Source organism: Nocardioides sp. NPDC087217, from assembly GCF_044744805.1.
In the GTDB taxonomy this organism is placed as follows: domain Bacteria; phylum Actinomycetota; class Actinomycetes; order Propionibacteriales; family Nocardioidaceae; genus Nocardioides.
The window spans coordinates 95,197-120,556 of record NZ_JBIUZB010000010.1 but is presented as its reverse complement, the minus strand read 5'-3'; the positions used below and the strand labels follow the sequence as shown (position 1 = coordinate 120,556).

Annotated in this window: 22 protein-coding genes and 1 riboswitch; of the genes, 16 read left to right on the top strand and 6 right to left on the bottom strand. The window is 70.4% G+C overall.

Annotated features, from left to right (window positions below):
- The first annotated feature begins 420 nt into the window (after positions 1–420).
- Positions 421–1,236 (top strand): phosphotransferase enzyme family protein, encoded by an 816-nt coding sequence (locus ACIO3S_RS27880; RefSeq protein ID WP_400469660.1) that lies wholly within the window; start codon positions 421–423, stop codon positions 1,234–1,236.
- A 4-nt stretch (positions 1,237–1,240) separates the two neighbouring features.
- Here ACIO3S_RS27880 and ppk2 read toward each other — a convergent pair whose 3' ends face one another.
- Positions 1,241–2,131 (bottom strand): polyphosphate kinase 2, encoded by an 891-nt coding sequence (ppk2, locus tag ACIO3S_RS27875; RefSeq protein WP_160024629.1) that lies wholly within the window; start codon positions 2,129–2,131, stop codon positions 1,241–1,243.
- Between the two features lie 108 nt (positions 2,132–2,239).
- Here ppk2 and ACIO3S_RS27870 point away from each other — a divergent pair, with 108 nt between their 5' ends.
- From ACIO3S_RS27870 to ACIO3S_RS27855, 4 genes are read left to right on the top strand one after another with little or no spacing between them, the layout of a single operon-like run.
- The gene (locus ACIO3S_RS27870; protein ID WP_400469656.1) at positions 2,240–3,433 is read left to right on the top strand and encodes a cysteine desulfurase family protein; all 1,194 of its coding nucleotides are present in this window, start codon (positions 2,240–2,242) and stop codon (positions 3,431–3,433) included.
- Positions 3,430–4,530, top strand: a complete 1,101-nt coding sequence (gene mnmA, locus ACIO3S_RS27865) for a tRNA 2-thiouridine(34) synthase MnmA (RefSeq protein WP_160024627.1) — start codon at positions 3,430–3,432, stop codon at positions 4,528–4,530. Before ACIO3S_RS27870 ends, mnmA begins: the two co-directional genes overlap by 4 nt.
- Positions 4,527–5,525, top strand: coding sequence for a methionine synthase (locus ACIO3S_RS27860; RefSeq protein ID WP_400469653.1), 999 nt, complete (start codon positions 4,527–4,529; stop codon positions 5,523–5,525). Before mnmA ends, ACIO3S_RS27860 begins: the two co-directional genes overlap by 4 nt.
- Positions 5,526–5,534: 9 nt before the next feature.
- Positions 5,535–6,632: a hypothetical protein gene (locus tag ACIO3S_RS27855; RefSeq protein ID WP_400469651.1), complete on the top strand. Its 1,098-nt coding sequence runs from the start codon at positions 5,535–5,537 to the stop codon at positions 6,630–6,632.
- A 6-nt stretch (positions 6,633–6,638) separates the two neighbouring features.
- Here the strand turns inward: ACIO3S_RS27855 and ACIO3S_RS27850 are convergent, their stop codons facing one another.
- Positions 6,639–8,174: a hypothetical protein gene (locus ACIO3S_RS27850; protein WP_400469648.1), complete on the bottom strand. Its 1,536-nt coding sequence runs from the start codon at positions 8,172–8,174 to the stop codon at positions 6,639–6,641.
- A gap of 235 nt (positions 8,175–8,409) precedes the next feature.
- Between ACIO3S_RS27850 and ligA the strand changes: the two genes are divergently transcribed.
- From ligA to ACIO3S_RS27820, 6 genes are all read left to right on the top strand, one after another.
- Positions 8,410–10,524, top strand: coding sequence for an NAD-dependent DNA ligase LigA (gene ligA, locus ACIO3S_RS27845; protein ID WP_400469645.1), 2,115 nt, complete (start codon positions 8,410–8,412; stop codon positions 10,522–10,524).
- Between the two features lie 25 nt (positions 10,525–10,549).
- Positions 10,550–12,817: a glycosyltransferase gene (locus ACIO3S_RS27840; protein ID WP_400469642.1), complete on the top strand. Its 2,268-nt coding sequence runs from the start codon at positions 10,550–10,552 to the stop codon at positions 12,815–12,817.
- Positions 12,818–12,884: 67 nt separating this feature from the next.
- A complete protein-coding gene (gene gatC, locus ACIO3S_RS27835) occupies positions 12,885–13,184 on the top strand; it encodes an Asp-tRNA(Asn)/Glu-tRNA(Gln) amidotransferase subunit GatC (RefSeq protein WP_091049380.1) in 300 nt (99 codons plus the stop codon).
- Positions 13,181–14,674: an Asp-tRNA(Asn)/Glu-tRNA(Gln) amidotransferase subunit GatA gene (gatA, locus tag ACIO3S_RS27830; RefSeq protein WP_400469640.1), complete on the top strand. Its 1,494-nt coding sequence runs from the start codon at positions 13,181–13,183 to the stop codon at positions 14,672–14,674. The genes gatC and gatA overlap by 4 nt, the downstream gene beginning before the upstream one ends.
- Positions 14,671–16,164, top strand: a complete 1,494-nt coding sequence (gene gatB, locus ACIO3S_RS27825; protein ID WP_400469638.1) for an Asp-tRNA(Asn)/Glu-tRNA(Gln) amidotransferase subunit GatB — start codon at positions 14,671–14,673, stop codon at positions 16,162–16,164. Before gatA ends, gatB begins: the two co-directional genes overlap by 4 nt.
- Before the next feature lie 129 nt (positions 16,165–16,293).
- The gene (locus tag ACIO3S_RS27820; protein ID WP_350716369.1) at positions 16,294–17,058 is read left to right on the top strand and encodes an NYN domain-containing protein; all 765 of its coding nucleotides are present in this window, start codon (positions 16,294–16,296) and stop codon (positions 17,056–17,058) included.
- 10 nt (positions 17,059–17,068) lie between these two features.
- Here the strand turns inward: ACIO3S_RS27820 and ACIO3S_RS27815 are convergent, their stop codons facing one another.
- Complete coding sequence (locus ACIO3S_RS27815; RefSeq protein WP_400469635.1) at positions 17,069–17,716, bottom strand: hypothetical protein; 648 nt, start codon at positions 17,714–17,716, stop codon at positions 17,069–17,071.
- Between the two features lie 45 nt (positions 17,717–17,761).
- A riboswitch (cobalamin riboswitch) is annotated at positions 17,762–17,906 on the top strand.
- 65 nt (positions 17,907–17,971) lie between these two features.
- Here ACIO3S_RS27815 and ACIO3S_RS27810 point away from each other — a divergent pair.
- From ACIO3S_RS27810 to ACIO3S_RS27790, 5 genes are read left to right on the top strand one after another with little or no spacing between them, the layout of a single operon-like run.
- Entirely contained in the window at positions 17,972–19,045 is a 1,074-nt protein-coding gene (locus ACIO3S_RS27810; RefSeq protein WP_400469632.1) for a prenyltransferase/squalene oxidase repeat-containing protein, read from the top strand.
- Positions 19,039–19,662 carry a hypothetical protein gene (locus ACIO3S_RS27805; protein WP_400469629.1) on the top strand — a complete coding sequence of 208 codons (624 nt, stop codon included), beginning with the start codon at positions 19,039–19,041 and terminating at the stop codon, positions 19,660–19,662. The genes ACIO3S_RS27810 and ACIO3S_RS27805 overlap by 7 nt, the downstream gene beginning before the upstream one ends.
- Positions 19,659–20,774, top strand: a complete 1,116-nt coding sequence (locus ACIO3S_RS27800) for a CbiQ family ECF transporter T component (protein WP_400469626.1) — start codon at positions 19,659–19,661, stop codon at positions 20,772–20,774. Before ACIO3S_RS27805 ends, ACIO3S_RS27800 begins: the two co-directional genes overlap by 4 nt.
- Positions 20,771–22,360 (top strand): ABC transporter ATP-binding protein, encoded by a 1,590-nt coding sequence (locus ACIO3S_RS27795; protein ID WP_400469623.1) that lies wholly within the window; start codon positions 20,771–20,773, stop codon positions 22,358–22,360. Before ACIO3S_RS27800 ends, ACIO3S_RS27795 begins: the two co-directional genes overlap by 4 nt.
- Positions 22,357–23,139 carry an ECF transporter S component gene (locus ACIO3S_RS27790; RefSeq protein ID WP_400469620.1) on the top strand — a complete coding sequence of 261 codons (783 nt, stop codon included), beginning with the start codon at positions 22,357–22,359 and terminating at the stop codon, positions 23,137–23,139. Before ACIO3S_RS27795 ends, ACIO3S_RS27790 begins: the two co-directional genes overlap by 4 nt.
- Here the strand turns inward: ACIO3S_RS27790 and ACIO3S_RS27785 are convergent.
- From ACIO3S_RS27785 to ACIO3S_RS27775, 3 genes are all read right to left on the bottom strand, one after another.
- Complete coding sequence (locus ACIO3S_RS27785) at positions 23,136–24,059, bottom strand: alpha/beta fold hydrolase (RefSeq protein ID WP_400469617.1); 924 nt, start codon at positions 24,057–24,059, stop codon at positions 23,136–23,138. The two genes, ACIO3S_RS27790 and ACIO3S_RS27785, sit on opposite strands and share 4 nt — an antisense overlap.
- Positions 24,056–24,313, bottom strand: coding sequence for a hypothetical protein (locus tag ACIO3S_RS27780; RefSeq protein ID WP_160024611.1), 258 nt, complete (start codon positions 24,311–24,313; stop codon positions 24,056–24,058). Before ACIO3S_RS27780 ends, ACIO3S_RS27785 begins: the two co-directional genes overlap by 4 nt.
- Positions 24,314–24,430: 117 nt before the next feature.
- Entirely contained in the window at positions 24,431–25,330 is a 900-nt protein-coding gene (locus ACIO3S_RS27775; protein ID WP_400469613.1) for an EamA family transporter, read from the bottom strand.
- Between the last annotated feature and the right edge of the window lie 30 nt (positions 25,331–25,360).

Genomic DNA, 25,360 nt, shown 5'->3' with positions numbered 1-25,360 from the left:
GCCTACCCTTGACCTACAGACGCCAGCCCAACGGCTGGCCCAGCTGCTCAATCCAGCAGCTTGACCAACCGTTGCTTCGACCGGTTGAGATCGCCGCGTTCACAAGGTGTCATCGTCTTGTAAAAGCGCGAGGAGACCATCCGCCACCAGGAGTCACCGGCCCGAGATCCCAAGCCCGTACCCAACCCAGGGAATCCGCGCCACACCCTGCCGCCGACCCGATAGCCAGCCAAAATTCTCGACGGAGCCCGGTGTCAAGGACCGCGAAGCGGCCGGCGAAGCCGGCGGCCGAAGGCCGTCCTTGACTCCGGGATCTGGCGAGAACACCATCCGTAACGGGTCGGCGGCCATCAGCCAATCGAGATCGAGCACCACGCGACACCTCATGACGGCCAGACCCCACCTGCTTGACTGCAGGCTATGACCGACGCCGAAGAGCTGCCGAAGATCAGCATGCTCTGGGAGTCGGCCGACCCAGGTGCCGCGCTCATCGAGCGGTTCGGTTTCGCCTCCGCGGCCGAGGCGATGGACTGGGTGACCGGCGTACTGGCCGAGCACTGGGGGCTGAGGGTGACCGCATGCGAGCGGTTGGTGATCAGTGATACCAACTGTCTGGCGTGGATCTCCGTCGACGGCTCTCGGATGATCGCCAAGTGGTCGATGCGCCCACGCGTGTTCGCGCGCTTGGCGGCGATCGCACGGCTCACGGTGTGGCTGGGCGAGTGTGGGATACCTGTGTCGATGCCGCAGACGGCTCGGGACGGCAGGGTCCAGGTGGAGGGCGATGGGTTCTCGCTCGGGCTTCAGCGGGTGGTCGATGGGGAGCTGTTGGACGTCACAGATCCCGTCCAGGTCCGGGCCGCGGGCGAGATGCTCGCGAGGATGCATGCCGCGATGGCCGCCTACCCGGAGCGGATCCCTACCGACGAGCCGCCGGCACCCGGCGCCCAGCTGGTCGGCAACGACTTCAGGTCGGCGAACATCATCTGGTCAGGCGGCAAGATCGCGGCGGTCCTGGACCTGGAGGAGACCACGTACCGCCGCCGGGTGGACGACCTCGCTCAGGCCGCCGTCCTGCTCGGGACGCGCTATCACCACTGGCGCCCGACACCGGCCGATGTGCGCGGGGCGTTCGTCGCGGCGTACGAGTCGGTTCTTCCGTTGGCGGAGGACGACGCCGGCTCGCTCGAGGACGGCATCGAGGCGCACGTGCGGAGCATCCGGTGGCCGGGCTGATCGGTCAGTCGCCGACGGCGTCGATGCCTCGCTGGACGATGAGGGGGTCGGGGGTGCCGACGACCTCGGGGTCCTTCTCGTCGTAGTCGTGGTGGGCGAGGAAGTAGCGCATCGCATTGAGGCGGGCGCGCTTCTTGTCGTTGGAGCGGATCGTGGTCCAGGGCGCCCAGTCGGTGTCGGTGCGGCGGAACATCTCCTCCTTGGCAGCTGTGTAGGAGTCCCACTTGTCCAGCGACTGCACGTCGATCGGGGAGAGCTTCCACTGCCGTACCGGGTCGATCTGGCGGATGATGAAGCGGGTCCGCTGCTCCGACCGTCCCACCGAGAACCAGAACTTCGTGAGCGTGATGCCGGAGTCGACGAGCATCTGCTCGAAGAGCGGCACCTGGTGCATGAACTGCTCGTACTGGTCGTCGGAGGCGAAGCCCATGACCCGCTCGACGCCGGCGCGGTTGTACCAGGAGCGGTCGAAGAGGACCATCTCGCCGGCGGTGGGCAGGTGCTGGACGTACCGCTGGAAGAACCACTGCTGCGACTCACGGTCCGACGGCTTGGACAGCGCGACCGTGCGGGCGTAGCGGGGATTGAGGTGCTCCATGAACCGCTTGATCGTGCCACCCTTGCCGGCCGCGTCCCGGCCTTCGAAGATCAGCACGTGCTTGCCGCCGACGCGGTCGTTCCAGCGCTGGAACTTCAGCAGCTCGACCTGGAGAAGGTACTTCTGCTCGTCGTAGACCTCGCGGGCGATCCGCTCGGTGTAGGGATAGTTCTCGCGCCAGGTGTCGACGGCCTTGCCGGCCGGGTCCAGGAGTACGGGGTCGTCATCGTGATCCTCGCCGATCGTGTGACCCTCGGTGATCAGGTTGTCGATGTATTCGCGGAATCCCTGGGACATGGCACGAACCTAGAGATCCGAGGTGAACGCCAGGTAGCGCGGCAGCTCGCCCGGACCGTCGACGGCGGTTCGTGGCGCACACCCGCGGCGCCGTACCCTTGGTAGACGATGAACCCCCGGACCGTCTATCTGGACCACGCCGCCACCACGCCCATGGCCTCGGCGGCGATCGAGGCGATGACCGCGGAGCTGGCGCTGGTCGGCAACGCGAGCTCGCTGCACGCATCGGGCCGCCGTGCCCGCCGGGTGCTGGAGGAGTCTCGAGAACGGATCGCGGCGGCGCTCGGGTCCCGGCCGGGTGAGGTCGTCTTCACCTCCGGTGGCACCGAGGCGGACAACCTCGCGCTCAAGGGGGCCTACTGGGCCCGCCGCGGCCTGGACCCGGCCCGCACCCGCATCCTGGCCTCCACCGTCGAGCACCACGCCGTTCTCGACCCGCTGCACTGGCTGGAGTCGACCGAGGGAGCTCAGGTCGAGCTCGTCCCGTGCGACGCGACCGGCCGCATCGACCTCGCCGCGATGCAGGAGGCAATCGAGCGCGATCCTGCGTCGGTGGCGCTCATCTCGGTGATGTGGGCCAACAACGAGGTCGGCACGCTGCAGCCCGTGGCCGACATCGCCGCGATGGCCGCCGAGTACGGCATCCCGGTCCACTCCGACGCCGTCCAGGCGGTCGGCGCGGTGCCGGTCGACTTCGCGACCAGCGGCGTCGACGCGCTCTCCCTGACCGGCCACAAGCTCGGTGGCCCGGTGGGCGCCGGGGCGCTCGTCGTGCGCCGCGAGCTCGAGCTGACCGCGCTGGTCCACGGGGGCGGCCAGGAGCGAGACGTACGCAGCGGCACCCACGCCACCGCGGCGATCGTCGGCTTCGCGGCCGCCGTCGAGCTCGCGGTCAAGGAGCAGGAGGCGTACGCGACCAGGGTCGGCGCCCTGCGTGACCAGCTGGTCGAGCAGGTGCTGGCGGTCGTTCCGGACTCCCACCTCAACGGCCCTGCCCTTGCGCCGCTGGGCCGCCACCGGCTGCCCAACAATGCCCAGATCGCTTTCCCTGGGTGCGAGGGCGACTCGCTGCTGATGCTGCTCGACGCCGCCGGGGTCGAGTGCTCGACCGGTGCGGCCTGCTCGGCCGGCGTACCTCAGGCCTCTCACGTGCTCCTGGCCATGGGCCAGTCGGACGAGCAGGCGCGCTCCTCGCTGCGCTTCTCGCTCGGCCACACCACGACGGCCGAGGACGTGGACCGGCTGGTCGCGGCCATCGGGCCTGCGGTCGAGCGCGGCCGGGCTGCGGGGTTGCAGCGATGAGAGTGGTAGCCGCCATGTCCGGGGGAGTGGACTCCGCCGTCGCCGCCGCCCGCGCGAAGGAGGCCGGCCACGACGTCACCGGCGTCCACCTGGCACTCTCGCGCAACCCGGCGTCCTACCGCACCGGCGCTCGCGGGTGCTGCACCATCGAGGACTCCAACGACGCCCGCCGTGCCGCGGACGTGATCGGGATCCCGTTCTACGTCTGGGACCTCTCCGACCGCTTCCACGAGGACGTGGTCGAGGACTTCATGTCGGAGTACGCCGAGGGGCGCACGCCCAACCCCTGCCTGCGCTGCAACGAGAAGATCAAGTTCGCCGCCGTGCTGGACCGGGCGCTCGCGCTCGGCTTCGACGCGGTCGCGACGGGCCACTACGCGACGCTGCGGACGGGTGACGACGGGCTCGTCGAGCTGCACCGCGCCGTCGACGCCGGCAAGGACCAGTCCTACGTGCTCGGCGTGCTCGACCAGGCTCAGCTCGAGCACTCGCTGTTCCCGCTCGGCGACACTCCGAAGCCGCTGGTGCGCGAGGAGGCCGCTCGCCGTGGCCTGCTCGTCGCCGACAAGCCGGACTCCCATGACATCTGCTTCGTCGCCGACGGCGACAACGCCGGCTGGCTGCGCGAGAAGCTGGGCGACCGGGCCCCCAACGAGTCGGGGCCCATCGTCGACGAGACGGGCGAGGTCCTGGGTGAGCACCAGGGGACGTACGCCTACACGATCGGGCAGCGCAAGGGCCTCCGCCTCGGCAAGCCCGCGCCCGACGGAAAGCCGCGGTTCGTGCTCGACATCGAGCCGGTCTCCGGCACCGTCACGGTTGGGCCCCGGGAGCACCTGGCCGTCGACGGCCTGTCCGGGATCAGGCCGCGGTGGGCCGGACGCGCACCCGAGGGCGTCCTCGAGGGCACCGTCCAGCTGCGCGCACACGGCGACGAGCACCGGGCCCGGGTGACCGTGGTCCCCGAGGGAGCCGAGATCGAGCTGCTCGACCCCGCCTACGGCATCGCGCCGGGACAGGCCGCGGTCATCTACGACGGCACCCGCGTCGTCGGCTCGGTCACCATCTCCAACACCCGCCGGGTGGCTCTCGCGTGAGGGCTACCGGGATCGGGTCGCTGCCTGGTGAGGACTACGCAGAGGCCTGCCGCGTCGTGCTCGGCGAGCTCACCGACCTGCCGCACCTTCCCGAGCTGCCCGCGCGTGGCGCGATCGCGAACATGACCGGCCGGGCGCTGGCGGTCCTCGAGGGGCTCGACGCCGACCTGCAGCCCGCGGGCTGGCGCCTGACCGGCACCTCCGGCTCCGCCGGGGTCGACCACCGGCGCGCACGCAGCCTGCTCGCCCAGGACCTCGACGTCGTCGAGGAGCTGGCCCAGGACTCTCCGCTCACCTCCGGCGGCGGCGCGTTCAAGATCCAGGTCGCCGGACCCTGGACCCTCGCCGCCACCGTCGAGCGGCCGCGCGGTGACAAGCTGCTCGCCGATCACGGTGCTCGGCGTGACCTGGCGCAGGCGCTGGCCGACGGCGTACGCACCCACATCCGTGACGTACGCCGCCGCCTCCCGGGCGCGGACACGCTGGTCGTCCAGGTCGACGAGCCCGCGCTGAGCGCCGTGCTCAACGCCCAGGTGCCGACCGCCTCGGGGTTCGGCAAGCACCGCAGCATCGACTTCCCCGAGGCCTCCCAGGCGCTGGAGTGGGTGCTCGGTGCGATCGCCGAGGAGGGCGCGATCCCGTGGGTGCACTCCTGCGCACCCGGGACCCCGCTGGATCTGCTCCGCAAGGCCGGCGCGAAGGGGATCAGCGTCGACCTGACCCAGCTCACCGCCGCCGATCACGACCACCTGGCCACTGCCCTGGAGGCGGGCGACACGGTCGCGCTCGGCGTGGTCCCCGCGATCGCTCCGGCGGGCCCCGCGCCCACCGACAAGTCGGTCACCGAGACCGTGGAGCGGTGGCTCGACATGCTCGGGCTCGACGCTGCCCACGACATCGTGCTGACGCCCGCGTGCGGCCTCGCCGGCGCCGACGGACGATGGGCTCGCACCGTCCTGCGAATCCTCACCGAAAGCGCGCGTCACCTGGCGTAGGGTCCCCTCATGCAAAAATGGGGGACGGCACTTCTGGCCGCGGCTCTTCTGCTCGCTGGCTGTGGCAACGAGGTCCGTCAGGCGGACGACGCGGGCGAGAAGCCCAGACCGACGCAGACGGCGAGCATCGACCCGGCCGATCTGCGGCCCGGTGACCAGACCGCGACCCCTGAGGCGATCGCGGCGATCACGCTCCAGCGCGTGCCCGTCCAGCCGGAGGAGTTCGAGGGCGGCGACCTCTACTTCGAGCAGAACGAGGTGGGCACCGTGCTCCTGTGGGGAGCCGACCATTCGTTGGAGGTCAAGGCCGGCGCGGTCGACGACGACCTGCTCTCGACCTGGTGTCACGACGGCATGTCCGGCTGTGTCGAGGTGAAGGCCGAGACCGGCACGGCGACCGTCGCCTGGGACGTCGCCACCGACGACGGCACCCCCGGTCAGCTGATGGTCTCCCACACGTCCGGGGGAGAGGAGCGCCGGGCCGCGTACGTCGGCGAGAAGATCACCGGCGACCCCCGCAAGCTCGATCTCGAGGTGAGCGTGGACGATCTCATCGCCCTGGTCACCGATCCGCGCCTCGGCACGAAGACGACCATGAAGATGACGAAGGCGCAGGTCAGCGGCTTTCCCTCGGAAGGCGCCAACGGCACCGACGAGGTCGCGCTGACCGCCGGCGCGATCGCGGCGGGACTGCTCGAGACCAAGGCGTACGCCGACATCGACTCCTTCGAGAAGGCCGACGTCGCGGGCTACGGCAAGGGTGCCTTCGGCGTCGTCGGCACCACCCCCGGCGGCGGCACCGTCACCGCGGTCCATGCTCCGAACCTGCCCGCCGGGAAACGGAAGTGCCCCACGACCCTCACCTGCTCCAAGGGCGACACCGACGGCTACGACGGCTGGACCGACGGGTCGGCCGAGACCGTCCGCTGCCACGAGGCGGAGGGGGACCTCCCCGCCTTCTGCGCGGTCGTACGCGAGCAGGCGCCCGCACCGTTCCCCGGTGTCGACCTCGACCCGGTCCTGTCCGGGCTCGAGGTGGCGCTGGGGACGCTGTGGCCGACGGTTGCGGCCGAGACCGCCAGCCGAGGGGAGTCGCTGGTCGACTGAGCGCGATCAGCGCCCGGCGACCCGCTGGCCCTCGTAGTTCGGGCTGTCGTAGGCCTGGCCCCGCTGGCTCGGCGGTGCGAACGACTCGGGCGGACGCGGCTGGCGATGAGCGGGCTGCTGCTGAGGAGCCGCGTGTTGCGGTTCCAGGTGCTGGGGGCCTGGCTGACGGTGGCTCGGCCGATGCGGAACGGGCTGGCGAGGATCGGGCTGGCGAGGATCGGGCTGGCGTTGATCGGGCTGGCGTTGATCGGGCTGGCGCGGTCCCGGCTGGCGAGGACCTGGCTGGCGCCGGATCGGCTCCTGGCCCTCAGGCAGCCGGCGCGGGAGCGGAGGCTCGGACCGGGACGGGGGCTGCTGGCGAGCGTGGGCCGGGTAGGGGCCCGACACCTGTCGCGGGTCGGAGGGGTACCGCGGCGCCTGGGCGTAGCCCGGCTCGTCCCACTCCGGCTCACGCCTGCGACGTCCGGAGAGCATCGCGACGGCACTGGCCACGAGCGCGAGGACGATCATCGAGGCCACGATGATCCAGGTGAGCGGGCCGACGCCGCCCTCCTCGGCCGGTGCGGCCAGCTTGAGAGCCTCCGTCTTCGGGGCGCAGCCGCTCTGGATGCACTCGCCGTCGCTCGGGGTGCCGGTCACGACGAAGGAGATCCCGCGGTTCACCGAGCCCTGGAAGGTGAGGGTGTGCTTGCCGAGGCCGATGTCCTTGGGAAGCCGGCCGGACCACTTCGCGACGCCGCGACCGTTGGCCTTGACGCTGGTCGAGAGCACCAGCGGGGTCGAGTAGACGACGACCCTGATGCCGGTCTCGTTGGGCTTGAAGCCGGAGGCCTCGGCGTGGATCACGTCCTCGGCGTCCACGGAGGCGTCGTCGACCCCGGTCAGGCTCAGACCCTTCGCGGTCGGTGGCTCCTCGGGCGCGCTCCACGGCTTCTTGGACGCCTTCTTCCTCGGCTTCTCGCCGGAGCCGGCATCGGCGCCGTCGCCGGAGTCGCCAGCTGCGGGTCGCCCCGAGGACGTACCGCCGCCAGAGCCTGAGCCCGAGCCGGATCCCGAGCCGTCCGAGGATCCGATGTCGTCCGACGACTCCTCCGGGGTCGGCGAGCTGCTGGGCTCGGAGAGTGCGTCGAAGTCGAAGGGAACGTCCACCGCCCGCGAATCGGCCGAGTCGTAGAGGTCGCGCCCATCAGCGCGCATCGTCATGATCTGGTAGTCGGTGCCGGGGTCGAGCTGGGCGACCTGCGCGGCGTCGAGCGTGAACGTGTAGGTCCAGTCCTCGGGGTCGTCGGGGTTGATCACGACTGACTTGACGAAGGTGCTCCGTGTGCCTGATCCGCGGTAGCCGACCGGGTTGAGGGCGATCTCGATGCCCGGATCCTTGCCGGTGTAGTCGGTGCCGTGGACGCTGAGGACCACGCGGTCCTTCGACTGCTCGAGGATCGACACCTCGACCTCGGCGTCGGAGAAGGCGCTCCCCAGCCCAAGCGCGTACGTGGCGCCGACCGGGGCCAGCACCAGCGCGAGCGCCGTCGACAGCGTCACCACGATCCGAGAAAACACGGAGACCTCACAAGGCGGTCATTGGGGGGACTGGTGTCGGCCCGCCTTGCCCGACGCGGGGGAAGGTAGCCGTCTTTACCTTCCGTCGTGACCCGCGTCACCCAGGTGTTGATCGGTTGCGTCGATATTGAGGGGGTTGAGTGTCGTTCGGGTCGACGAAACGCCGAAAACGCCCGGGCGGGTATGCGGTCGGAAATTGTCGGCGGGACCAGGCAAGATGGTGCCCGTGAACGATGACGTGACCGACGCGGGCCCCGAGCAGAAGAACGAGCACCAGGAGCTCGTCGAGCAGATCGAGGATGCTCGCTACCGCTACTTCGTGCTCGACGAGCCGACGCTCTCCGACGCCGACTACGACCAGAAGTGGCGGCGGATCAACGAGCTCGAGGAGCAGTTCCCCGAGCTGCGCACCCCCGACTCGCCGACTCAGAAGGTCGGTGGCACGTTCTCGACGGAGTTCACCGCGGTCGACCACCTGCAGCGGATGGAGTCGCTCGACAACGTCTTCTCGTTCGACGAGCTCGCCGGCTGGCACGCCCGCATCGCCAAGGACGGCGCCGGCCAGGCCGAGCTGCTGTGCGAGCTCAAGGTCGACGGACTGGCCATCAACCTGCTCTACGAGAAGGGCCGCCTGGTCCGGGCGCTGACCCGCGGCGACGGCCGCACCGGCGAGGACGTCACCCCGAACGTACGCACCATCAAGTCGATCCCGCACCGGCTCACCGGCACCGACGAGTTCCCGGTGCCCGACCTGGTCGAGGTGCGTGGCGAGGTCTTCTTGTCCATCGAGGCCTTCGACAAGCTCAACGCCTCCCTGGTCGACGCGGGCAAGCCGATGTTCGCCAACCCGCGCAACTCCGCCGCCGGGTCGCTGCGTCAGAAGGACCCGCGAGTGACCGCGACCCGCGCGCTCGGGATGGTCTGCCACGGCATCGGCGCCCGGGAGGGCTTCCAGCCGGTCGCCCAGTCGCATGCGTACGACGCACTGAAGGCCTGGGGGCTGCCCACCTCCCAGCGGGTCAAGGTGCTCAAGACCCTCGCCGAGGTCGAGGAGTTCATCAGCTACTTCGGCGAGCACCGCCATGACGTCACCGAGCACGAGATCGACGGTGTCGTGATCAAGGTCGACGACATCTCGTTGCAGCGCCGCCTCGGCTCGACCAGCCGCGCCCCGCGATGGGCGATCGCCTACAAGTACCCGCCGGAGGAGGTCAACGCCAAGCTGCTCGCCATCGACGTCGGCGTGGGCCGCACCGGCCGGGTCACGCCCTTCGGCGTCATGGAGCCGACCAAGGTCGCCGGCTCGACCGTCGAGCGCGCGACGCTGCACAACGCGCACGAGGTGAAGCGCAAGGACGTACGCCCCGGCGACACCATCATCCTCCGCAAGGCCGGCGACGTGATCCCGGAGATCCTCGGCCCGGTGCTGCCGCTGCGACCCGACGGGCTGCCTGAGTGGGTGATGCCCACCGAGTGCCCCGCGTGCGGCACCACGCTCGCCGAGCAGAAGGAGGGCGACAAGGATTTGCGCTGTCCCAACCATCGCGGCTGCCCCGCCCAGGTGCGGGAACGGGTCTTCTTCGCCTCCGGACGTGGCGCCTTCGACATCGAGGGGATGGGCTACGAGGCGGCCGACGCGCTGCTGGCCGCCGAGGTGATCACCAACGAGGGCGACATCTTCTCGCTCGACGAGGGCAAGCTCGCCACCACGGCGTTCTTCACGCGGGCCGCGAAGAAGGCCGAGAAGGACGCCGGGGCCGGCGACCGGGTGCTCAACGCCAACGCGCTGGGACTGCTGCGCAACCTGGAGGAGCGCAAGCAGGTCCCGCTGTGGCGGGTGCTGGTCGCGCTGTCCATCCGCCACGTCGGCCCGTCCGCGGCCCGGGCGCTGGCCACGGAGTTCGGCTCGCTGGACGCCATCTGGGCGGCCTCCCAGGAGGAGCTGGCCGCCACCGAGGGCGTCGGCGGAATCATCGCCGAGGCCATCGTCGAGTGGCGCCAGGTCGACTGGCACCAGGAGATCGTCGAGAAGTGGCGTACGGCCGGGGTCTCCCTCGAGGACGAGCGCGACGAGTCGGTCGCCCGCACGCTCGAGGGGCTGACCATCGTGGTCACCGGCTCGCTGGAGGACTTCTCCCGCGACGGTGCCAAGGAGGCGATCATCAGCCGTGGCGGCAAGGCCGCGGGGTCGGTCTCGAAGAAGACCGACTATGTCGTGGTCGGCGAGAGCGCGGGCTCCAAGGCCGCCAAGGCCGAGGAGCTGGGCCTGCCGATCCTCGATGAGGCGGCGTTCAAGGTCCTGCTCGAGAGCGGCCCGACTGGACTCGGCTAGAAAATACCCCCCATAGTGTGGCGTCGTGCTCGACGCTCTTCCCCCACTCCTCACGGTCGCCGCGGTCCTCCTGGTCCCGGCGACCGTGCTGCTGTTCACGATCCGTACGCCGCGTGCCGGCTCGCTCTCCGCGGGCACCGCGGTCCTCGCGGCGACCCTCACCGCGGTGGTCGCCCTCGGGGCCGGCCTGCTGCTCGGTCAGGACGCCGTCCAGGCCGCGATCGGAGCCGTCGTCCTCGGCTCCTCGCTGCTGGCCTGGCTGCCCGCGGCACGGGACTGGGACGTACGCGGCCTGGTCGCCTGGGCACTCACCATCGACGTGGGGCTGCTCTACCTGACCTATGTGGGGCTGTGGACGGTCACGGTCCACCCCGGAGCGTGGACGACGACGCTGTCGAGCCTGCTGTGGGTGCTGGAGGTCTTCGTCTTCGTGATCGGCGTGGGCTACCTGTGGGAGATGGTGGACGTGCTCGCCCGGCGCCGCTGGCGCGGGTGGCCGACCCGGGGCGAGCACCACCCCGGCTGGCGCCATCCGTTCGTGAGCCTGCACGTCCCCACCCACAACGAGCCGCCGGAGATGGTCATCGAGACCCTCGAGCGGATGCTCGAGCTGGACTACGACGCGTACGAGATCCTGGTCATCGACAACAACACCGACGACCCCGCGCTGTGGCTGCCGGTGCAGGACTTCTGCGAGCAGTACGACGGGGTCACCTTCATCCACCTGGCCAACTGGCCGGGGTTCAAGTCGGGGGCGCTCAACTACGCGCTGACCCGGATGAACCCGCGCACCGAGGTCGTCGGCATCGTCGACGCCGACTACCACGTCGCCCCCGACTTCCTGGCCCACAACGCCCCGCTGTTCAGCGACGAGTCGGTGGCCTTCGTGCAGACGCCGCAGGACTACCGGGACTGGGACGTCTCGGCGTACTTCCGCCGGCTCTACCACTCCTACGGCTACTTCTTCGACGTCAGCCAGGTCTCTCGCAACGAGCGCAACGGCGCCATCTTCGGCGGCACCATGGGACTGATCCGCGCCTCCGCGCTGGTCCGGTCCGGCGGCTGGGACGAGTGGTGCATCACCGAGGACGCCGAGCTGTCGCTGAGGCTGCTGAAGATGGGCTACAACGGCATGCACGTCGACCGCTCCTACGGCCGCGGCGTGATGCCGCTGACGTTCGAGACGCTCAAGAAGCAGCGGTTCCGGTGGTGCTTCGGCGGCATCCAGATCCTGCGCATGCACTGGCGCTCGTTGCTGCCCGGACGTCGCACCGAGGCCAACCAGATGACCCTGGCGCAGCGCTGGGCCTACCTCGTCGGCGGGCTGCAGTGGTTCGGCGACCTCGCCGGAGCGCTGTTCACCTTCTTCCTGATCTCGGGCGCTATCGACCTGATGCTGGGCGGAGGACTGGTCGTACGCCGCCTCTCGGGGCTCCTCCTGTTCGCCACCGTCGCGCTGGTGCTCTTCGGCGCGGCCCGATCGATCGCCCTGGTCCGGCTCCGTGGCGGTGCCTCCTGGGGCGACGCGCTCGGCGCGTTCGGGCTCTGGCTGGCGCTCGGGGTGACCGTCGCGCGGGCCTCCTGGCTCGGGCTGGTCTCGCGCGAGGGCACCTTCCTGCGTACGCCGAAGATCAAGGGGCAGCCGCGGGTGCGGGACGTGATTCGCGGCAACCTGGTGGAGACCGTCGCGGCGTCGGTCTGTCTCGTCATGGCCCTCGTGGTCGGCGTCCGCGGCGGGGCGACCGGCGTCGCCATCGCCGTGCTCCTCGCGTTCCAGGGTGTCGGCTACCTGCTGGCCCCGATCAACAGCTGGGCGGCGATCCGCAGCGACCTGCCCGCCGACCTGCGACGCCGTCGGGAGCGGATCTGGGCATGGAGCGCCGCCGCAGCGCCCGCGGCTCGCCGCGGCGGACTGGTGCTGGCCTTCAGCTCGGTGATGCTCGCCGGACTGGTCGCGCTCGCGGCGCCGGTGGGCAGCCCGGACGTACCCGAGGTCGGCGACGTCCACGGTGCGCTCGAGAAGAAGCCGCGCGACCGGGAGGACCGGCCCACCCCCGCACGGAGCCCGGCGCCGGAGCCGACCGCCGACCCGACCCCGGTCGCGGAGCCGTCATCGAGCGGGGACGGTGGCGCCACGGTCAGCACCCGGCCCACCCAGGCCGCCGATCCGACCCCGACGTCAGATCCCACTCGCGGTGCCGATCCGACCCAGGCGGCGCCCACCCAGCCGGGCTCGGGCGGTAGGCCGACCGACAAGCCGTCCAACGGCGGCGGCCCGAACAAGACCCAGTAGGCGTCATCTGCTCGCTGCGGCGTTACCGACGTGAGAGTTGGGGCCGCTGACACCTAGGATGTGCGGCATGCCAGAAATCACCCGCGACGAGGTCGCGCACCTGGCCGACCTCGCCCGCATCGACCTCAGCGACGCCGAGCTCGATCACCTTGCCCCGCAGCTGCAGGTGATCCTCGAGTCCGTCGCCTCGATCCAGGGGCTTGCCGGCGACGACGTGCCTGCCACCTCCCACCCGCTTCCGATGACCAACGTCTTCCGTGAGGACGTCGTCGTGCCCGGTCTGACGCCGGAGCAGGCGCTCTCCGGTGCGCCTGCCGTCGAGGAGCAGCGATTCTCGGTGCCGCGGATCCTGGGGGACGAGCAGTGACTCTCATCGAAAAGACCGCCGCGGAGCTGATCGACGCGCTCGCCGCCGGTGAGACCACCTCGGTCGAGCTGACCCAGGCCCACCTCGACCGGATCGCCGCGGTCGACGGCGACGTCCACGCCTTCTTGCACATCGACGCCGAGGGTGCGCTGTCCCAGGCTGCCGCCTCCGACGCGCGACGCGCCAACGGCGACGCGCTGCACGCTCTCGACGGTGTGCCGATCGCGGTCAAGGACGTGCTGACCACCATCGGCCTGCCGACGACCTGCGGATCCAAGATCCTCGAGGGCTGGGTTCCGCCGTACGACGCGACTGTGGTCAAGAAGATCAAGGCAGCCGGCCTGCCGATCCTGGGCAAGACCAACATGGACGAGTTCGCGATGGGCTCCTCCACCGAGCACTCCGCGTACGGCCCGACGAAGAACCCGTGGAAGCTCGACCGGATCCCCGGCGGCTCCGGTGGTGGGTCGGCCGCGGCCGTCGCCGCCTTCGAGGCCCCGCTGGCCCTCGGCACCGACACCGGCGGCTCGATCCGCCAGCCGGGTGCCGTCACCGGCACCGTCGGTGTGAAGCCGACCTACGGGTCCGTCTCCCGCTACGGCCTGGTCGCCCTGGCCAACTCGCTGGACCAGGTCGGCCCGGTGACCCGCACCGTGCTCGACTCGGCGCTCCTGCACGAGCTCATCGGGGGTCACGACCCGCTCGACTCGACCTCCACCACGACCCCGGTGACCGGGCTCGTCGACGCCGCCCGTGCCGGCCTGACCGGTGACCTGAAGGGCGTCAAGGTCGGCGTCATCAAGGAGCTCGCCGGCGAGGGCTGGGCGCCCGACGTGATGCGCAAGTTCAACGAGTCGGTCGACCTGCTCACCAAGATGGGCGCCGACGTCGTAGAGGTCTCCACGCCGAGCTTCCAGCACGCGATGGCGGCCTACTACCTGATCCTGCCGGCGGAGTGCTCCTCCAACCTGGCCAAGTTCGACGCGATGCGCTACGGCCTGCGGGTCACCCCCGACGGCGACCCGTCGGCTGAGGACGTCATGAAGGCGTCCCGCGACGCCGGCTTCGGCGACGAGGTCAAGCGCCGCATCATCCTCGGCACCTACGCCCTGAGCAGCGGCTACTACGACGCCTACTACGGTCAGGCGCAGAAGATCCGCACCCTGATCATCGAGGACTTCAAGAAGGCCTTCGAGCAGGTCGACGTGCTGGTCTCGCCGACCTCCCCGTCGACCGCGTTCCCGCTGGGCGCGAAGCTCGACGACCCGCTGGCCATGTACGCGCAGGACCTGGCCACCATTCCGGCCAACCTGGCCGGCACGCCCGGCATCTCCATCCCGGCCGGGGTCTCCGACGTGGACGGGTTGCCCGTCGGCGTACAGCTCCTGGCTCCGGTCCTGGAGGACGCCCGTCTCTACCGCGTCGGTGCCGCCCTCGAGGGCGCTGTCGGCCAGGTGCTCTCGATCGACAAGCTGGAGGTGGCCCGATGACCGAGACACTGGTCGGTTTCGACGAGGTGCTGGAGCGCTACGACCCCGCGATGGGCCTCGAGGTCCACGTCGAGCTCAACACCAACACCAAGATGTTCTGCGGCTGCCCGGCGACGTTCGGCGGCGAGCCGAACTCCCAGGTCTGCCCGACCTGCCTCGGCCTGCCCGGCTCGATGCCGGTCGTGAACGCCAAGGCCGTGGAGAGCGCGATCCGGATCGGCCTCGCGCTGAACGGCTCGATCGCGGAGTGGTGCCGGTTCGCCCGGAAGAACTACTTCTACCCGGACATGCCGAAGAACTTCCAGACCTCGCAGTACGACGAGCCGATCGTCTACGACGGCTACCTCGACGTCGAGGTCGAGGGGGAGACCTTCCGGGTCGAGATCGAGCGCGCCCACATGGAGGAGGACACCGGCAAGACCACCCACATTGGTGGCGCGACCGGCCGCATCCACGGCGCCGACTACTCGCTGGTCGACTACAACCGGGCCGGCATCCCGCTGATCGAGATCGTCACCCGCCCGATCCTCGACACCGGTGCCAAGGCACCGCTGGTGGCGAAGGCCTACGTCGCCGCGCTGCGCGAGATCCTGCTGGGTCTGGGTGTCTCTGACGTACGCATGGACCAGGGCTCGATGCGCTGCGACGTCAACCTGTCGCTGTCCCCGAAGGGTTCCGGCAAGCTCGGCACCCGCACCGAGACGAAGAACGTGAACTCGCTGCGCTCGGTCGAGCGGGCCGTACGTTTCGAGATGTCGCGCCACGCCGGGATCCTCGACGCGGGGGAGGCGATCTTCCAGGAGACCCGCCACTTCCACGAGGACACCGGCACCACCTCGGCCGGGCGGGCGAAGTCGGACGCCGACGACTACCGCTACTTCCCCGAGCCCGACCTCGTCCCGGTCGCGCCGTCGCGCGAGTGGGTCGAGGAGCTGCGGGCGAGCCTGCCGGAGCGCACCGCTGACAAGCGGGCCCGCCTGCAGGTCGAGTGGGGCTACTCCGACCTGGAGATGCGTGACGTCTGGGCCGCCGGGGCGCTGTCGCTGATCGAGGCGACGGTCGCCGAAGGTGCCTCCGCACAAGCCGCTCGCAAGTGGTGGATGGCCGAGCTCTCCCGCAGCGCCAACGACCGTGGCGTCGAGCTCGCCGAGCTCGGTGTCACCCCGGTGCAGGTCGCCGAGGTGCAGAAGCTGGTCGACGCCAAGACGCTGACCGACAAGCTGGCCCGTCAGGTCTTCGAGGGCCTTCTCGCTGGTGAGGGCACGGTTTCCGAGATCATCGACGCCCGCGGGCTCGCCGTGGTCTCCGACGACGGCGCGCTCGGCGCAGCCGTCGACGAAGCCATCGCCGCCCAGCCCGCGGTCGCCGAGAAGATCCGCGGCGGCAACCAGGCCGCAGCCGGTGCGCTCATCGGTGCGGTCATGAAGGCGACCGGCGGCAAGGCCGACGCCAAGCGTGTCCGCGAGCTGATCCTGGAGAAGCTCTCCTGACTCACGCCGAGTCGGCTCGTTCTGACAGCAAACTCCGCCGAGTCGGCGCGTCATGACGCGCCGACTCGGCGGTGGTTTTGGTCAGGATGAGCCGACTCGGCGATGGGGTGCACTGGCAGACTGTCCGGCGTGACCGTGACCGAGCCCTTCCGCATCGCACTGCTCATCGACGCCGACAACGCGCCTGCCTCGAAGATCGACGACATCTTGAACGACCTGGCCGAGTACGGCGAGGTGACGATCCGGCGGGCCTACGGCAACTGGACGAAGTCCGAGCTCAAGGGCTGGATCGAGGAGCTGCACGACGCCGCGATCAGGCCGATGCAGCAGTTCGACCTGACCGCGCACAAGAACGCCTCCGACATGGCGCTCGCGATCGACGCGGTCGAGCTGCTGCATGCGGCGATCCCGGACGCGTTCGCGCTGGTCTCGTCCGACTCCGACTTCACTCCGCTGGTGCACTACCTGCGAGAGAAGGGTCGCGCGGTCTACGGCTACGGCCGGGAGAAGACGCCGGCGCCGTTCAAGAGCGCCTGCACCCGGTTCACGGTGGTGGAGAAGCTCGGCGGCTCCGAGGAGGAGACCGAGGCCGATACCGAGCCCGGGACCACGCGCACCCGCAAGCAGTCGTCCTCGGCGACCAACGGCCAGGCGTTGAAGCGCAATGCCCGGCTGATCCAGCTGCTGCGCAACTCCATCGCCGCGGCCGCCGACGACGACGGTTGGGCCCTGGTCGGCACCGTGGTCTCCCGCATCCGCAACCAGTCCTCCGAGGACCCGCGCAACTACGGGTACGCCACCTGGACCAAGCTCATCAAGGCGATCGACCTCTTCGAGCTCAAGGACGAGGGCACCTCCGCGATCGCGGTCAGCGACAAGCGCACCAAGAAGTGACGTACGTCTTCTAGGGCTTGGCCACCGAGTCCTCGGCTGCTTTCGGGCGGGCGCACTTGATCCCCTTGGGCACGGACCCGTGGAGGTGCTTCAGCGCGGCCTTGAAGTCGCGGCAGCGCTCGGTGTCCTCCTCCTTGTTGCGGGGGTAGCCGATCGCCGCATTGACCCCGCCCATGTCGAGGGCGTCGGCGAGCGGGTTGATGTCGCGGGCGACGGTCCAGTACCACCGCGAGATCGGCGCGCTGTAGTCCAGCGACCGGGCGAGCTCGGGACGGCGGCGCAGGTCGATGTCGAAGTAGGCGCCGGCGTCGGTGTAGTTGGCCTCGCCGGTCAGCTGGATGTAGCCGCGGCCGGTGAACTTCCGCTTGTCGCGGCCCTTGGCGTCGTGGTGGAAGGAGCTCTCGTTGGCGAGCGTGGTCAGATACGCCGCCTGCCGGTAGGCGGTGGTGATCCCGGCATCGGCCATGGCGCGGTTGAGGCTCGGCAACCCGGTCTCGACGGTGCTCCGGTCACCGACCTTCTCGCCGAACATGGCGACCAGATCGGCGTACGTCACCGATGTCCGTGCCTCCTGCGCGCCGGCCATCGTGGTCGGGGAGAGGGCGAGAAGGGTGGCCGAGATCGATGCTGCGACAAGGCCGAGAATCCTGTGGCGCATGGGGACAGAGTGACTGCTCGGCGGCGATCCCGCAAGAGGCCCCCGCCCGGCATAGGATGGGGCGTCTCAATCAACACACGCCGTGGTGGGGGAAGCCGGTCGAATCCCGGCGCTGACCCGCAACCGTAGGCCCAGGCACCGAGAGTGTCCTGAGCGAGCCGGAGCACCTGCCGACGGACGCGTACTGACCTGACGCTGTCGTGGAAAGCAGCGGGTCGGCCCTGGGCCTTCCCGACGAACAGCGCGGAAGGAACCATGAAGAAGACCGTCCTCGGTGGCATCGCCGCCACCCTCGCCCTCACCTCGCTCGCCGGCTGTGGCGAGAAAGCCGTCGAGGAGGGGGAGAAGCCCACCTACGACGCCAAGGTGTCCACCTCGGTGGCCGACTGGCTCGTCGCCCAGGCGCCGGAGGGCGTGGCCCGCAACGCGCAGTACGGCACCGATGACTTCGGGCTCAGCGCCGACATCGGGATCGCGCTGGCGGAGGTCGGCGGCTACGACGAGGAGATCTCCACGATCGCCGCGGCGGTGATGGAGAACAAGAAGGCGTACACCTCACCCGGGTTCGGCACCGTCACCTCGGCCGGCGCCACCGCGAAGGCGCTGGTCCTGCAGCAGAACGTCGACGCCTCCGACCCCGGTCTGCTCAAGCAGCTCGAAGGCACCGTCGCCGAGAACGGCCGTATCGCCGACGAGCTCGACCCCAAGAACAAGGAGGCGGCCGACTACTCCAACACCATCGGACAGTCGTACGCCGTGTGGGCGCTCAACAACGCCGAGAGCAAGGAGGCCGCGGCCGCGACGGAGTTCCTGGCCGGGCAGCAGTGCGAAGAGGGATGGTTCCGGGTCACCTTCGCGGCCGACCCCACCGCCGCCGACCAGACCTGCGACGCCGACCCGAAGGCCGTCCCAGACGCCGACGCCACCGCGTTCGCGCTGATCGCCCTGTCCGGCGTCGCGTCCCCGGAGGCGGAGAAGGCCGTCGAGGCCGGCGTCGACTGGCTGAAGGAGACCCAGGCGGAGGACGGATCGTTCAAGGCGGCCACCGGCAACATCGCCAACTCCAACACCACCGGCCTGGCCGGGTGGGCGTTCGGTCGCGCCGGTGAGACCGACGCCGCGGAGAAGGCGGCCAGCTGGGTCGCCGACCACGTGGTGACCTGTGGCGACGACACCGGCGCGGTGGCCTATGACGACGCCGCGCTGACCGAGGGCAACACCAAGGGCCTGACCAAGGAGTCCGAGGGGATGTACCGCCTCGCCGCGGCCCAGGCGCTGCCGTCGCTGGTCTTCCTGCCCAAGGATGCGACCGCGAAGAGCTCGTGCTGATCCTGCGGTCCGCTGCGGTGGCTCTGGCGTTCCTCGCCGGGGCCACCGCCCCCGTCTTCACGTCCGTCTCCGCCGTCTCCGCGTCGTCCGCTCAGGCGTGCGACGGGGTCACCGTCGTCGTCGAGCCCAACGCTCTGGGCGGCGACCCCGAGGTCACCTGTGTCCAGCCCGAGGAGGGTGACACCGGCGCCGACCTCTTCGAGAAGGCGGGACATCCACTCACCTATGTGACCTCGATGCCCAGCGTCGTATGTCGCATCGATGAGCGGCCGAAAGCCGCCGGTTGCGCCCAGATGCCGCCTGCTGACGCGTACTGGTCGCTGTGGATCAGCGACGATTCGGGGGCCTGGAGCTATGCCTCCAGAAATGTTACCGAAATCAGCGTGACCTCCGGGCAGGGTGTTGCGTTCACGTGGATAGACGACGATGTCGTTACCGCTCCGGCGACGGAGCTTGGGGATGCTGTGGGGGCGCCCTCAAGCCCGTCGCCGGAGTTATCTCCGGAGGAGCCGACGGATTCGGCCTCCGAGACCGAGCATCTGCCCGCCTGGGTCGCGCCCGCGGGGATCGTCGCACTCTTCACCGTCGCCGGTGCCGTGTGGTGGCGCCGGCGATGAGCACCATGTTCCGGGCGGCCGCGGTCGCGCACCTGCCCCGTGATCTGCACCCCGTCGCCTGGTGGGTCTGGGCGATCGGCATGGCTGCGTACGCCTCCTTCACCATCAACCCGCTGCTGCTCCTGCTCGTGGTGGGGGTGGTGTCGGTCGTGGTCGCCGCCCGTCGTGGCGAGCAACCGTGGGCGAAGGCGTTCCGGCTCTACATCGGTCTCGCGGTGTTCATCGTCGTGACCCGGGTGCTCTTCCGGGTGCTGCTGGGCGCCGTTCCTGGCCACGTGATCCTCGACCTGCCCGAGATCCCGCTCCCGGAGTGGGTGCTCGGGATCCGGCTGCTCGGGCCGCTCACCCGCGAGGCGCTGCTGGCCGGTCTCTATGACGGGATGCGGCTGGGCGTCATCGTGATCTGCGTCGGCGCGGCCAACGCGCTGGCGAACCCGAAGCGGCTGCTGCGCTCGCTGCCGCCGGCGCTCTACGAGGTCGGCACCGCTGTCGTGGTGGCCGTGACGGTGCTGCCGCAGCTGGCCGAGTCGGTGCAGCGGGTGCGCGCCGCGCAACGGCTGCGTGCCGGTGCGACCGGAAACGTCAGGCGCCTGCGCCGCTTCCTGGTGCCGGTGCTCGAGGACGCCCTGGAGCGGTCGATGGCGCTGGCGGCGGGCATGGACACGCGCGGCTACGGACGTACGGCCGGCGTCCCGGTCGCCACCAGGCGGATCACCTCGGCGCTCATGCTGGTCTCGCTCGTCGGGCTCTGCGCCGGCGTCTATGCGGTGCTGGACGGCACCACGCCAGGCTGGCTGGCCGCCACCATGCTCGCGCTCGGCGTCGGCGCCGCCGCCGGTGGGCTGGCGCTCGCCGGCCGCCGGGTGACGCGGACCGTCTACCGGCCCGACCGATGGCGGTGGCCGGAGGTCGTGGTGGCTCTGAGCGGGATCGTGGTCGGCGCCGTGGGCTGGTGGGTCGCCCGCTACCAGGTCCCGGTCGCCTTCCCGGGGGTGAGTACCGTCCCGGACGTCACGCTGATCGCCATGGCCGGTGTGCTCGTCGGGCTGGTCCCGGCCCTCGCCGCCCCGCTACCGGCATCATCGCTCGCTCACCAGGAGGCAGTCGCATGATCGAGCTGCGAGGCATCACATTCACCCCGCCCGACTCCTCCGAGCACGTGCTCAAGGATGTCGACCTCACCATCGAGGAGGGCGAGCTGCTGCTCGTCTCCGGTCCGACCGGCTCGGGGAAGTCGACCCTGCTCGGCGTGCTTGCCGGCCTGGTGCCGCGCTTCTCCGGCGGCGTACTCGACGGTGACGTCCTGCTCGACGGCACCTCGATCGTCCGCACGCCGCCGCGCGAGCGCGCCGGGATCATCGGCTACGTCGGGCAGGACCCGGTGGCCGGGTTCGTCACCGACACGGTCGAGGAGGAGCTCGCCTACGGGATGGAGCAGCTCGGCCTCCCGCCGGCGACCATGCGGCGCCGGGTCGAGGAGACCCTCGACCTGCTCGGCATCGCCGAGCTGCGACAGCGGTCGCTGCGTACCCTCTCGGGCGGGCAGCAGCAGCGCGTCGCGATCGGCTCGGTGCTCACCACCCACCCGCGGGTCGTCGTGCTCGACGAGCCCACCTCCGCCCTCGACCCCACCGCCGCCGAGGACGTGCTCGCCACCATCACCCGGCTGGTGCACGACCTCGGCACCTCCGTCGTCCTCGCCGAGCACCGGCTCGAGCGGGTCGTGCCGTTCGCCGACCGCATCGCGCTCCTCGTCGGCGACGGCTCCGTCGCGGTCGGCGACCCCGCCGAGGTCCTGGAGACCTCGCCCATCGTGCCGCCGCTCGTCGAGCTGGGCCGCGAGCTCGGCTGGTCGCCGCTGCCGCTGACCGTGCGGGATGCGAAGCGGCGGGCGCGGGGGTTGGAATACCCGGTTAACCGGGTATCCCTGCACTTCTCTGGCAATGCAACGCCAGAGAAGCGACGGAAAAGCCTGAGAAGTTCCGGGCTGACCGTCACCCGAGGACGTACGCCGGTCCTGCACGACGTCTCGATCGAGCTGCCCGCGGGGCGGGTGACGGCGCTGATGGGACGCAACGGCTCGGGCAAGTCGACGCTGCTGTGGACGCTGCAGGGGACCCAGAAGCGGCTGGCCGGATCGGTGGACGTCGGCGGTAAGGATCCGGCGACCCTCGACCCCGACGAGCGACGCGAGCTCGCCGGGCTGCTGCCGCAGACCGCGGCGGACCTGCTCTACCTGGAGACGGTGGCCGAGGAGTGCGACGCGGGTGGCCCACGGACCAGGGAGATCCTGGACAGCCTCGTCCCCGGCATCCCCGACGGCCAGCACCCGCGCGACCTCTCCGAGGGCCAGCGCCTGGCTCTGGCGCTGTCGCTGATCCTGAGCGCCGACCCGCCGGTCGTGCTCCTGGACGAGCCCACCCGCGGCCTCGACTATGCCGCCAAGCACGCTCTGTCCGAGATCCTGCGCGAGCTCACCGAGGCCGGCAAGGCGGTCCTGGTGGCGACCCACGACGTCGAGTTCGTCGCCGAGGCCGCCGACAACGTGGTGGTGCTCGCCGACGGCGAGGTGGTCTCCGCCGGTGACGTACGCAGCGTCACGGCCGAGTCGCCCGCGTTCGCGCCCCAGGTGAGCAAGGTCTTCGGCCCGGGCTGGCTGAACGTACGCGAGATCGTCGAGGCGGTGGGCGAGAGATGATCAGGTTCACGCCCCGCACCGCGGTCCTGCTCGCGATCATCTCCGTGGCCGGGCTGATGATGTTCGGCTGGCCGCTGCTGCTCCACGGCTACGACCGGGTGCAGCCTCCGTTCATCTTCCTGGCGCTGATTCCGCTGATGCTGGTGGTGCTGCTGAGCGAGCTCTCCACGGGCGGGATCGACACCAGGATGATCGCGGTTCTCGGCGTGCTCAGCGCGATCGAGGCCGTCCTGCGCGCCGTCTCCGCCGGCACCGGCGGGGTCGAGCTGGTCTTCTTCATGCTCATCCTCGGCGGCCGGGTCTTCGGTCCGGCCTTCGGGTTCGTCCTCGGCTGCACCAGCCTGTTCGTCGCCGCGCTCGTCACCGCCGGCGTCGGACCCTGGCTGCCCTACCAGATGCTCGGCGCCGCCTGGGTGGCGATGGGGGCCGGGCTCCTGCCACGCGCGAGCGGCCGCCGCGAGATCGGGCTGCTGGCGGCGTACGGGATCTTCGCCTCGTACGCCTACGGGCTCCTGCTCAACCTGCAGGGCTGGCCGCTGCTCACCGGCGTCACGGTGCCCGGCGCGAGCGGCAACCTCTCCTATGAACCCGGTGCGGCCTTCGGCGAGAACCTGGCGACGTTCCTGCGCTACACCCTGGTCACCTCGACCAGCAGCTGGGACACCGTGCGCGCGATCACCACCGCCGTCGCCATCGCTCTGCTCGGTCCTGCCGTCCTCGCCACCCTGCGCCGCATCGCCCGCCGGGCCACCGTCACCGGCGTCGTCTCGGCACCCTAGACGCGCTGGTGCTCGGAGACCCGGGCGAGAAAGGCGAGCAGCAGCTGGTGGACGCGGTCGGGCTGCTCCATCTGTACGAAGTGGGTGCCCTCGAGCTCGACGAACGTGCTGTTCTTGACGCCGGCGGCGACTCTCGACATGTGACGCGCACCGGCGATGAGGTCGCGGGTGCCCGCGACCAGCACGACCGGCACCTTGATCCGGCGCAGCGAGACCGGGCGGCGCTGGGAGGTGCGCAGCGCGAGGTGGAAATACCACTCGACCGGGGTGGTCAGGAACTCCGCCAGCGCGGCCGCGGCGAGCTCGGGATCAGGGACCTTGCCGATCAGGCCGGCCTTGGAGAACACCTCGATCGCTCGCGGGCCGAGCTCCAGGCGCGCCGCCAGGGGAGTGATCAGGGAGCCGGTGCGACACAGCACCCTCGAGGCGGTGCGGGTCACGATGGCGGCCGCCGGGGCGGGCAGCCGCAGCGGCCCCAGCATCGACTTGAACGTGTCGCCGGGCACCCCGGCGACACCGAAGATGCCGGAGACCCGCTCGGGATGGTCCGCGGCCAGCTCGAACGCGGTGTTGACCCCGATCGACCAGCCCATCACGACCGGCCGGGAGAGCGCGAAGGCGTCCATCACCGACAGTGCGTCCTCGGCGAAGTGCCTCGAGGTGGTCTGCTCCGGATCCTTCGGCCGCGCCGAGCCGGAGGTGCCGCGGTGCTGCCAGGAGACGACGCGTACGCCGCACGAGGTGTGCAGCAGCGCCGGCCAGTTCCAGGGGCTGGTGCCGAGGCCGTTGCACAGCAGCACCGTCGGCCCCTCGATCACACCCTCGGGGTCGTTGGTCCAGGCGCGGATCAGGGTGCCATCGTCGGAGAGCACGTCCCGGAACGCGACCGTCGACTCGGCCATCGCCCGCGGAATGCTCATGCAGACATTCTCTCCGAAGCGAGCAGCTGGAGATAGTTCTGCACGTCCTCACGCTCGGCACGCCGCAGCAGGATGGCCTCCTCGGCCGCCTTGGCGTTGTGCCGGGCGACGAGCTGGGAGGCGACCGGCCAGGCGAGCAGCAGCTGGATCGGTCGTAGGAACGGGCCGACCATTCGCCCCGCGGTGCGAGCGGCGAGGAGGGCGGCGACTTGGGCGACGGCAGCGGTGTGTACGGGTGCGGTGATGGTCGACAAGGGAGCAACTCCATGGACTGGCGGGACCGGGCGGCGAGGGGGAGTTGTCACCGAACTGTAGTGACCTCAACGTTCGGAGTCAGTGACGTTCCGATGTCGCTTGTGTGAAACACGGCACTACACCGGGGTGGACTCCGCCGGCACGTGATGCTCCGGTTTGCCGGTGCGCGTCGCGCCCGCGGAGGCGACCACGACACACGCGATGGCCAGCCACTGCAGGACCGAGAGCCCCTCGTGGAGGATCAGGATCGCGGCCAGCGCGCCGGCGGCCGGCTCCAGCGACATCAGGATCGCGTAGAGCCCCGACTTGATCGAACGCAGGGCGACGAGATCGAGGGAGTAGGGGATCACCGAGGACATCAGGCCCACCATCAGCCCGACCAGCCACACGTGCGGAGAACCCAGCCCGTCGGCGTACGCCATCGCCGCAGGCGTCAGCGCCACCGCCGCGACCGTCGAGGCCAGAGCGAGCCCGTCGAGCCCCTCCCACCGCGCTCCGGTCGCCTTCGACAGCACGATGTACGCAGCCCAGCAGGCCCCCGCGAGCAGCGCGAACAGCACGCCCACGATCGAGATCCGACCGGGCTCGAGACCGAGCAGCACCACCCCTGCGGCCGCCAGCGCGACCCAGACCAGGTCGCGGGCGCGCCGCGAGGTGACCAGCGCGATCGTGAGTGGACCAATGAATTCAATGGTGACCGCGATCCCGATCGGCAGCCGGGCGAAGGACTGGTAGATGGCCCAGTTCATCAGCCCGAGCGAGGCCCCGAAGGCGATCACGACGAGCCAGTCGCGGCGCGCGAGGCCGCGGACCCGGGGCCGGGTGATCGCCAGCAGGATCAGCGCGGACAGCGTCAGCCGCAGCCACACCATGGCGGTTGGGGTGACCTCGTCGAAGAGCGACTTGGCGAAGGTCGCGCCGACCTGCACCGACGCGATCCCGATCAGAACCAGGACGACCGGGTGGGCCAGCCTCGCCCGGAGAGAGCCTCTACCGGTTGAGAAGCGTGTGACCACCCGGTCAGTCTAGGACCACGTAAAGACCCG

Excerpts from the sequence above, each read along its gene's own strand:
- ACIO3S_RS27880 (WP_400469660.1), top strand. The coding sequence starts at position 421 with ATGACCGACGCCGAAGAGCTGCCGAAGATCAGCATGCTCTGGGAGTCG.
- ppk2 (WP_160024629.1), bottom strand. The coding sequence starts at position 2,131 with ATGTCCCAGGGATTCCGCGAATACATCGACAACCTGATCACCGAGGGT.
- ACIO3S_RS27870 (WP_400469656.1), top strand. The coding sequence starts at position 2,240 with ATGAACCCCCGGACCGTCTATCTGGACCACGCCGCCACCACGCCCATG.
- mnmA (WP_160024627.1), top strand. The coding sequence starts at position 3,430 with ATGAGAGTGGTAGCCGCCATGTCCGGGGGAGTGGACTCCGCCGTCGCC.
- ACIO3S_RS27855 (WP_400469651.1), top strand. The coding sequence starts at position 5,535 with ATGCAAAAATGGGGGACGGCACTTCTGGCCGCGGCTCTTCTGCTCGCT.
- ligA (WP_400469645.1), top strand. The coding sequence starts at position 8,410 with ATGGTGCCCGTGAACGATGACGTGACCGACGCGGGCCCCGAGCAGAAG.
- gatC (WP_091049380.1), top strand. The coding sequence starts at position 12,885 with ATGCCAGAAATCACCCGCGACGAGGTCGCGCACCTGGCCGACCTCGCC.
- gatB (WP_400469638.1), top strand. The coding sequence starts at position 14,671 with ATGACCGAGACACTGGTCGGTTTCGACGAGGTGCTGGAGCGCTACGAC.
- ACIO3S_RS27815 (WP_400469635.1), bottom strand. The coding sequence starts at position 17,716 with ATGCGCCACAGGATTCTCGGCCTTGTCGCAGCATCGATCTCGGCCACC.
- ACIO3S_RS27810 (WP_400469632.1), top strand. The coding sequence starts at position 17,972 with ATGAAGAAGACCGTCCTCGGTGGCATCGCCGCCACCCTCGCCCTCACC.
- ACIO3S_RS27800 (WP_400469626.1), top strand. The coding sequence starts at position 19,659 with ATGAGCACCATGTTCCGGGCGGCCGCGGTCGCGCACCTGCCCCGTGAT.
- ACIO3S_RS27795 (WP_400469623.1), top strand. The coding sequence starts at position 20,771 with ATGATCGAGCTGCGAGGCATCACATTCACCCCGCCCGACTCCTCCGAG.
- ACIO3S_RS27790 (WP_400469620.1), top strand. The coding sequence starts at position 22,357 with ATGATCAGGTTCACGCCCCGCACCGCGGTCCTGCTCGCGATCATCTCC.
- ACIO3S_RS27785 (WP_400469617.1), bottom strand. The coding sequence starts at position 24,059 with ATGAGCATTCCGCGGGCGATGGCCGAGTCGACGGTCGCGTTCCGGGAC.